General features: G+C 30.3%; 7 protein-coding genes. 2 read left to right on the top strand and 5 right to left on the bottom strand.

Annotation, left to right across the window (positions count from 1 at the left end; genetic code table 11):
- Window positions 1–130: 130 nt before the first annotated feature.
- Window positions 131–817: an endonuclease III gene (locus QZ824_RS09320; protein ID WP_291275748.1), complete on the bottom strand. Its 687-nt coding sequence runs from the start codon at window positions 815–817 to the stop codon at window positions 131–133.
- A gap of 6 nt (window positions 818–823) precedes the next feature.
- Window positions 824–1,339 (bottom strand): DUF2892 domain-containing protein, encoded by a 516-nt coding sequence (locus tag QZ824_RS09315; RefSeq protein WP_291275747.1) that lies wholly within the window; start codon window positions 1,337–1,339, stop codon window positions 824–826.
- Window positions 1,340–1,500: 161 nt separating this feature from the next.
- Between QZ824_RS09315 and rpmH the strand changes: the two genes are divergently transcribed.
- Complete coding sequence (gene rpmH / locus QZ824_RS09310) at window positions 1,501–1,662, top strand: 50S ribosomal protein L34 (RefSeq protein ID WP_008464848.1); 162 nt, start codon at window positions 1,501–1,503, stop codon at window positions 1,660–1,662.
- A gap of 106 nt (window positions 1,663–1,768) precedes the next feature.
- Window positions 1,769–4,624, top strand: a complete 2,856-nt coding sequence (carB, locus tag QZ824_RS09305; protein ID WP_291275746.1) for a carbamoyl-phosphate synthase large subunit — start codon at window positions 1,769–1,771, stop codon at window positions 4,622–4,624.
- Window positions 4,625–4,680: 56 nt separating this feature from the next.
- Here the strand turns inward: carB and QZ824_RS09300 are convergent, their stop codons facing one another.
- The 3 genes from QZ824_RS09300 to QZ824_RS09290 form a co-directional block, all read right to left on the bottom strand.
- The gene (locus tag QZ824_RS09300) at window positions 4,681–5,406 is read right to left on the bottom strand and encodes a hypothetical protein (RefSeq protein ID WP_291275745.1); all 726 of its coding nucleotides are present in this window, start codon (window positions 5,404–5,406) and stop codon (window positions 4,681–4,683) included.
- Between the two features lie 147 nt (window positions 5,407–5,553).
- On the bottom strand, window positions 5,554–7,599 hold the full coding sequence (locus tag QZ824_RS09295; RefSeq protein WP_291275744.1) for an FG-GAP-like repeat-containing protein: 2,046 nt from the start codon (window positions 7,597–7,599) through the stop codon (window positions 5,554–5,556).
- A gap of 34 nt (window positions 7,600–7,633) precedes the next feature.
- Window positions 7,634–8,764, bottom strand: a complete 1,131-nt coding sequence (locus QZ824_RS09290) for a hypothetical protein (RefSeq protein WP_291275743.1) — start codon at window positions 8,762–8,764, stop codon at window positions 7,634–7,636.
- Window positions 8,765–9,298 lie beyond the last annotated feature (534 nt).

Here is a 9,298-nt window from a genome sequence, read left to right as displayed (position 1 = left end):
TGTTATGACATAAAGCATTTATAACAAATCTCTTATTTAAAAATATAGCATAAAAAAACCTGTATTTAAACAGGTTTTTTTATGGAATTGAAAATATTAAATATCATCAAAATCAACATCAGTGAAACTGCTAGTAGTACGATTTTCTTCTGGTTTTTTGATTATAAAAGTTGCAATTGGAATTAATTATACAATTTGAACACTTTGGGTTGGTAGGTCTACAAATTTCTCTTCCTAAAAAGGATAGTGTCATACCAATGTCGTTCCATGTTTTATAATTGAACTTTTGCATTAATTCCATTTCTATTTTATTTCCGTCTTTACTTTCCTTAACTAATCCAATTCTAGAAGAGACTCTAATCACATGTAAGTCGCATATAATACCTTCAGCAGGTTTTTTCATTATTTTTAAAATAACATTTGCAGATTTTCTACCTATACCTTTTAATTTAATAAGTTCTTTTAGATTTAATGGTATATTTAATTCACTATCTACAGTTTGTCCAATACTATAGATCCATTTTGCTTTATTTTTTGAGTTTATAACATCAGAAATTATGGCTTGTATTTCTTCTATATTAGCTTTTTTAATTTCTCCTATATTAGGATATCTTGCAAGAAATTTTGGCATAATTTTATTTATGTGTTCGTCAGAGTCCTGTGCTGATAATAGTACTGCAATTATTAATTCAAATAATGTATTATATTCTAATGGATGTCTTTTACCTTTATATTTTATTACTAAAGGACTTAGTATTTCATTCCAATCTATACCTTGATTAAATAAATCCATTATGATATAAAAAAAAGCTCTCAAGGAGCTTTATATTCTTTTAAGTTGTTGTTTTAACATGTTGATTTGATCTTTTAACATATTATGTTTATCTAATTTTTTTGCTTCACTTAATAATTTTTCGGCTTCAATTTTTCTTCTCTTTGAAGCAGCTATTCCAGCTAATTGTAATTTAGCAAGTGCTAAATCTTGATCCATGCTCAATCCAAGTTCAATGGCCTTCTTGAAATATTTTTCTGCTTGGCCTAAATTAGTTTGAGAAACTAAAATACCATTAAGGTAATTATAGTATCCTTGTTGTTTTTTGATTAAGGCTGATTCTGGATTTTTTATTTTATCTAAATATTTTTTGGCTCCCTCCATATTTTGTTTTCTAAGTTGTAGAAAAGACAAAATGATGAGTTCATTTTTAAAATAAAATAAGATGAAAATAGTGGATAGCAATAACAAAAAAATACCATTTCCAATGTTGCTTTCTGTAAATTGATATACTGCAAATGCAATGATTGCACATGCCAAGATAAGCTTTATATTCTTATTAAACATATTAAATTGTTTTAGACTGCAAATGTAATAAATTCTATTAAAAATATTTTTAAAAAAGTTCTTGTAAATGAAAAAACTCTTTGTATATTTGCACTCGGTTTTCAGAATAAGAGAATCGTTAATTAATCTGATTTTATTTATAGAATTTAAAAATACAAGCAATGAGTAAGAGAACATTTCAACCATCAAAAAGAAAAAGAAGAAATAAGCACGGTTTCATGGATAGAATGGCTTCTGCTAACGGAAGAAAAGTGCTTGCTCGTAGAAGAGCTAAAGGAAGACATAAATTAACTGTTTCTAGCGAGCCTAGACATAAGAAATAATGTTCTTTTACCAAGCAAAATATTAAGGTGTTACTGTTTTTTAGTAACACCTTTTTTTTATATTTGAACTACAATAACTACACTTAACTAACAACAACACAACAAAATGCCTAAAGACAGTACTATTAAATCCGTATTAATTATAGGGTCTGGTCCTATTATTATTGGTCAAGCTTGTGAATTTGATTATTCAGGTTCTCAGGCCGCTCGTTCATTAAGAGAAGAAGGTTTGGAAGTTATTTTAATTAATTCCAATCCAGCCACTATTATGACAGATCCAAGTATGGCAGATCATGTTTATTTAAAGCCTCTTACTACAAAATCAATAATTGAAATTTTAAAAGCTCATCCTAGTATTGATGCAGTTTTGCCTACAATGGGTGGTCAAACTGCTTTGAATCTTTGTATTGAAGCTGATGAGAAAGGAATTTGGAAGGATTTCAATGTGAAAATTATCGGAGTAGATATTAATGCTATTCACATTACGGAAGATAGGGATAAATTTAAAGCTTTGTTGAATACTATTGCTATTCCTCAGGCTCCTGCAAAAACGGCTAATTCTTTTTTAAAAGGAAAAGAAATTGCACAAGAATTTGGTTTTCCATTAGTTATTCGCCCTTCATTTACTTTAGGAGGAACAGGCGCCGCTTTTGTTTATAAAAAAGAAGATTTTGATGAATTGTTAACTCGTGGCTTAGAAGCTTCCCCGATTCATGAGGTGTTAATCGATAAAGCTTTATTGGGGTGGAAAGAGTATGAGTTAGAATTGCTGAGAGATAAAAATGATAATGTTGTTATCATTTGTACAATTGAAAATATGGATCCAATGGGGATTCATACAGGAGATAGTATTACTGTAGCACCTGCAATGACTTTATCGGATACTACTTTTCAGCGTATGCGTGATATGGCTATTAAGATGATGCGAAGCATAGGAAATTTTGCAGGCGGATGTAATGTGCAATTTGCAGTTTCTCCTGATGAAAAAGAAGATATTGTAGCTATTGAAATTAATCCAAGGGTTTCGCGTTCTTCTGCTTTAGCCTCAAAAGCAACGGGATATCCAATTGCAAAAATAGCATCAAAGTTAGCATTAGGTTATACTTTAGATGAGTTGTCCAATCAAATAACTAAATCTACTTCAGCGTTATTTGAGCCTACTTTAGATTATGTAATTGTAAAAATACCACGTTGGAATTTTGATAAATTTGAAGGAGCAGATAGAACTTTAGGTTTGCAAATGAAGTCTGTAGGTGAAGTTATGGGAATTGGTCGTTCTTTTCAAGAGGCCTTACATAAAGCTACTCAGTCTCTAGAAATCAAGCGTAATGGTTTAGGAGCAGATGGAAAAGGATATAATAATTATGAACAAATTATAGAGAAACTTACTTATGCAAGTTGGGATCGTGTTTTTGTAATTTATGATGCTATTGCTATGGGTATACCTCTAAGTAGAATTCATGAAATTACTAAAATTGACATGTGGTTCTTAAAGCAATATGAAGAATTATTCCATTTAGAGAAAGAAATTTCAAAGTATACGATAAATACACTACCTAAAGAGTTATTATTAGAGGCCAAGCAAAAAGGATATGGGGACCGTCAAATAGCACATATGATGGGCTGTTTGGAAAGTCAAGTGCATAAACTTCGAGATGAGCAAGGGGTAAAGCGTGTTTATAAATTAGTTGATACTTGTGCTGCTGAGTTTAAAGCTAAAACACCTTATTATTATTCTACTTTTGAGGCTGAAATTGAAAAAGTTGATGGGACAAGATATACTTCAAATGAAAGTATTGTTTCAGATAAAAAGAAAATAGTAGTTTTAGGTTCTGGACCCAATAGAATTGGACAAGGAATTGAGTTTGATTATTCATGTGTTCACGGTGTTTTGGCTGCAAAAGAGTGTGGTTATGAGACAATTATGATCAATTGTAATCCTGAAACGGTTTCAACTGATTTTGATACTGCTGATAAGTTGTATTTTGAGCCTGTTTTTTGGGAACATATATATGATATTATTCAACATGAAAATCCAGAGGGTGTAATTGTTCAGCTAGGAGGTCAAACAGCACTTAAATTAGCTGAAAAACTTGCTAAATACGGAATTAAAATTATTGGGACTTCTTTCGATGCCTTAGATCTAGCTGAAGATAGAGGGCGGTTCTCAGAATTGTTAACAGATTTGAATATTCCTTTTCCTAAATTTGGTGTTGCTGAAAATGCAGAAGAGGCGGTTCAATTAGCTGACTCACTAGATTTTCCTCTATTGGTACGCCCTTCTTATGTGTTAGGTGGGCAAGGAATGAAAATTGTTATCAATAAACAAGAGCTTGAGGAGCACGTAATTGAGATATTAAAACATATTCCTAATAATAAATTATTACTAGATCACTACTTAGATGGTGCTATTGAAGCAGAGGCAGATGCCATTTGTGATGCAGAAGGAAATGTATACATCATTGGGATTATGGAACACATAGAACCTTGTGGTGTTCACTCGGGGGATAGTAATGCTACTTTGCCTCCTTTTAATTTAGGAGAGTTTGTGATGCAACAAATTAAGGAACACACAAAGAAAATAGCGGTTGCTTTAAAAACGGTAGGTTTAATTAATATTCAATTTGCTATAAAAGATGATATTGTATACATTATTGAAGCTAATCCAAGAGCTTCTAGAACAGTACCTTTTATTGCCAAAGCTTATAATGAACCATACGTGAATTATGCAACTAAGGTGATGTTAGGAGAAAAGAAAGTAACGGATTTCAATTTTAATCCGCAACTAAAAGGTTATGCGATTAAGCAACCAGTGTTTTCTTTTAATAAGTTTCCAAATGTAAATAAGTCATTGGGTCCAGAAATGAAATCAACAGGTGAAAGTATTTTATTTATTGATGATTTAAAAGATGATCAATTCTATGACTTATACTCTAGAAGAAAGATGTATCTTACTAAATAACATAATAAAAAATCCCAATCAAAAGATTGGGATTTTTTATTTCTATTTTTTTACAATTAGAATCCGCCTAACTCCTCTTGTAATTGTTCTTGAGTTACTTTTTTATAGTCCTCTGTAACTTCGAAAGCACCAGTAGGGATTTCTGTTTTGAATTCAGTAGCTTTAACTACAGCTTTACCTTGTGGTGTTGTCATTGTCATTTCCATAGGGAAACCTACTAATTTTACTTTAGCATTTTCATTAGTTTTTTGTGCTTGTGAAATCAATTCAGTTACATAAAAAATATTTGTACTACCATCTTCCATTTTGATTTCTGCTTTGTGGCATTTGTATCCTGCAATTTCTTTTATGTCTTTTTTGTCATAAGAAACAGAAACAGCATTTTCTAGATTATTAAAATTAGCACCAGGTCCTTTTGTCAATTGTTCTTCAGGTAAATTGATTAATTCAAATTTTTTACCCATCATATTCATTAACATTCTGGTTTCTTTTGGACTATTAACAGGAGCTATTGTTTTGATATTCATCATTCCGCCCATCATTTCAATTTCAGTAGCTTGTTTTGTTCCGTCAAAACTAATTTTTATTAAACTGGTTCCCATTGCTGCTGCTTCTTCATTGTCAGGTAATTCCATTTCATAAGTAACTGTACCCTTTGTAATAGTTTTTGAAGTAGCTACTTCTTTAGCAATTGGTGTGGTTGTTTTTTCTTTTTTTTGTGCAGAGGCTCCTAAAGTAACTAATAAAGCCATCCCAAGAGCTAATTGGTTTAATTTTTTCATTTAAGTTTATTTTATTTATTTACAATATTAGTAAAACAATCTCATATAAAGTTACATTAAAAGTATAAACTTTTTAAATTTTACTAAGACTGTATATTATTCCTAGATTATTTGTTTTTTTTTAATGTTAATATTTTTATTAATTATTTATTTTTTTTTGATAAAACTTTCTGCAAACTTTCTACCTTCAGTTGTTTCAATTGACAAAATATACATTCCTTCTTGCAGTTCACTTATTTGTATAGTCTCAAAATTTGAAATGATTTCTTTTATCATTTTGCCATTGGTACTATAAATTTTAATAGATTTTAAACTTAGTTTATCTATGTTAGTAATTTGAAGTATTGAAGATGCTGGGTTAGGATATATCTTTACTAGATTGTTATCAAACGTAGCTTGACTTAGAGGATAATTCCCTTCTATTACATGTAATGTTTGATTTGGATTTGGATTATTAATAATATCGATTGTTCCTGATGGCCATTTAATTATAATTTGTGAGATTTGAGTTGCTGTTCCAATGCCAAAGTGAGTATTAAGTGTACTCATAAATTCGAAACCTTCTCCACTTCTTACATCTCTAATCTGTTTTCCCCATACGCCATATACTTCAATTCGAGCACCTATTCCGTTTCTATTGCTTTGAATCCCCTGCAAGGAGATTTTAATCCAATTATTGCCATTTGGGATAGCATAAAAAATTTTGTTATTGTTAGCTATATCTAAATAGCCATCATTATTTAAATCTCCTATAGCACCTAAAGACATTCCAGTATAGTTCGTAGGAGCAAAATTATTGTTACCTTGATTGAAGAAAATTTTATTTCCTCCACCCATTATATCAACTTTTCCATCATTATCAAAATCATATGCAATATAATCTCTACTAATAGAGGTGTCTGTTCCTATACCTGTTGAAGCAGTTATATTAGTAAAAGCTTCTTCCGTATTATTTGATGTATCGAGATTGTTTAGAAAATATTTATGTCCAGAATTACCATTTGCACCTACAAAAATATCCATATCTCCATCGTTATCGAAGTCTGCAATAGCAGAAGACCAAGATTGAACAGGTGTAGTATTGATTTGTGCAATTGCAGAAATATTGGTAAATACGCCATTGCCATCATTTCGATGTAATTCGCATGGTGGACCTGAGCATTTTGATATAAATAAATCCACATCACCATCATTATCATAGTCTGTCCAAATTGAAGCATAATTTCCTCCTGATGATAAAGTGCCTAAATTGTATGAACCTGGAGTTACTCCACTTTGAAAATGAGTAAAAGTATTGGATGAATTATTTAAATAGTATACATTAGGTGCCACATCGTGACAAGAAAACGCATCTAAATTGCCGTCATTATTGATATCAACAAAATTCGTTCTTTGGCAGAAAATGTATTCTGTTGGATTTATATTAGTATATGCTGTTCCAGTACTATTTGATTTCCAAAAAGTAAGTCCACTACCACTTCCTAGAACTAAATCATTAAATCCATCTCGGTTAAAATCTCCAGCTGCCAAACTCCAAGAAGGCATATCACTTGTTCCAGTTATTGGAAAGTCAGAAATGGAAAAATTTCCAGGAGTAGTTTGGTTATGGACTCTTAAATTATTAGCGCTAACTCCAACTATATCATCTTTATAATCGTTATTCATGTCTACAATACAAATATTGTAAGTGCTATTTACAGTTGTAATTGTTTGTGAAATATAATTTATTGGGTTTGGTAAAGGAGGAGTATAAGTGTTTTCAATTAATTGAAAAGTAAAACCATTAGAGGTCCATCTATTATCCCATGCAATGTAATATGTCGTTCCAGCTGTAGCTACAAAATTTACAACAGATGAATAATTTGCACCAGAGTCGTCATCATTTGCATAGCAATTTAAGTTATTACATGTGCCATTGTAAACATTAATTCGAGTATCTACTCTTGGTGTATTAGCTGCAATATCTGTAGTTATAGTTACATTGAAATTACTCGAAGGAGTATATGTATACCATTCTGCAGCTGTTGGATTTACAGCGCTAGTAAAACAAATAGGGGTTGGTAGTTGTGAACCATTTACTGTTGTAACTGTATAAAATCCTTGTGCTATGGGAGGAGCAGTTAAACATGTGTCTTGAGCATAGGAAATGCAATATTTTAGTAGAAATATTGTTAATAAAGTAATTTTTTTCATTTTGTAGTTTTTTTTTGGTTAGTTGTCTTAAATTTTATTGACACGGACTTAGACTATTAATCCATTGTTCTATTAAAGTAACTCCTTCAGTATGTATTAATGTTCTACCGTGAAGTGGCATTCTATATGTTTCATCCGTTGTATTAATTCTATAGAAAAGCATAGATTTGTATATGTTTCCAGGAGAAACAATTTTTGCTAAGCTAGAAGGAAATCCTTGCATATCCTCTGTGTTCACACAAACGCCCATATTAGTATTTCCAAGTGAACCTCCTGTTTGGCTATAGGCAAATCTCATAGGTCTATAGTCACAGTGTTTATTTTCAGTGTGACAATGTGCACAATTGATATCTAAGTAAGATCGTGCCCTAAGTGCAATAGGTTGACTACTATCTTCATAATTAACTGCGGTATTAGTTGGTGTGGGTAAGTTGAAGTTATCAGCAAATCCTACTTCCATCCATTTTATTAGTTGATTTTTTGTTTCATTACTATAGGTATAATTAAAATTCAAATTTTGGGGTTTAATGCCTATTGGTACATATATAGTTTCTTCATTACCATTAATTATTTGCTTTGTTTTGTGACAAGTGATACATTGAACTTCAGATGGAATTCTATAATTCACATTTTTAGTTTGTCCATTTTCATCTGTCCAACTGATATCTTGGTAACTTCCATTTAAATCAAGGAAAGCTTCTGTTTGTTCTGAATTCCAAATATAATTAGCAAAAATCCAACCCGTTGATTTTCTTATCATTACTCTAGTTTCAATGATTTTTGTTGAATTACTTGGTTGTACATTGTCATAGTAAAAAGTTTTGATTATTGCAGCACCAACGGGAAGTTCTAATATATTTCCATCACCATTGTAAGTTGCTTTTACTCCTTTTGGCATCCAAATAAATCTTTTTTTATGGGCATAATCGCTAAAAAGCGAGCTAGCTGGTTTGTAGGGTAATACGTCTAGAGATGGTGATAGGTTCTTCAGCGGTCCATCAAAAAAATGATAGTCGGATAATTTTGGATAGGGAACAGTGCTTAAATTCACTGATACAGGAGAAATTTCTGTGTAATTTTCATTGCTGTCTTCATTTTTAGAGCAAGAGAAGACAATAATTAATGAGGCAATAAAAAAATAAATTAGAAGTAGTTTTTTATTCATTGTTAGTAATTTTTGTCTAAAAATAGTAAAAAATATCACTAATTTCACATTTTAATAAATAATTTTGAATTAAGTGTATTTTTTTAACAAAATTAAAAATATTTGTTAATTAATGTAAATTTAAGAATTATCTTTAATTTGACTATTGGTCAAAAAATGTTGTTTCGTTGTTATTAAATATTTCAAGAGGTTAAATCCCTTAATCAAATTAAAAGTTAAAATTTTATTCCAACAAGATTTCTACAGAAGATATAAATTGATTTTTTACACTCTATTTTGTTTCCTGAGATACATTTTATATCAAAATTTGATATCGATTTTGTATTGTTAATTGAATAATTAATTAGATTTATACAAAAATCAGTTTCATGTTTGTGAATTAAAGATTTGAAATAGCTTTTGCTGTTTTAAATTTATTGAATGCGTTTTTAAGTTATCTCGTTAATTATAAAACAGTTATTCTAGTAGATAATGAATGCATTTTTTGATATGTTAATTTACGAAAAATCATAAATTATTTAATTAGTATTGTTT

The organism is Flavobacterium sp., from assembly GCF_021151785.1.
Lineage (GTDB): Bacteria > Bacteroidota > Bacteroidia > Flavobacteriales > Flavobacteriaceae > Flavobacterium.
The sequence above is the reverse complement of the archived record's forward strand: the minus strand, read 5'-3'. Positions and strand labels throughout refer to the sequence as shown.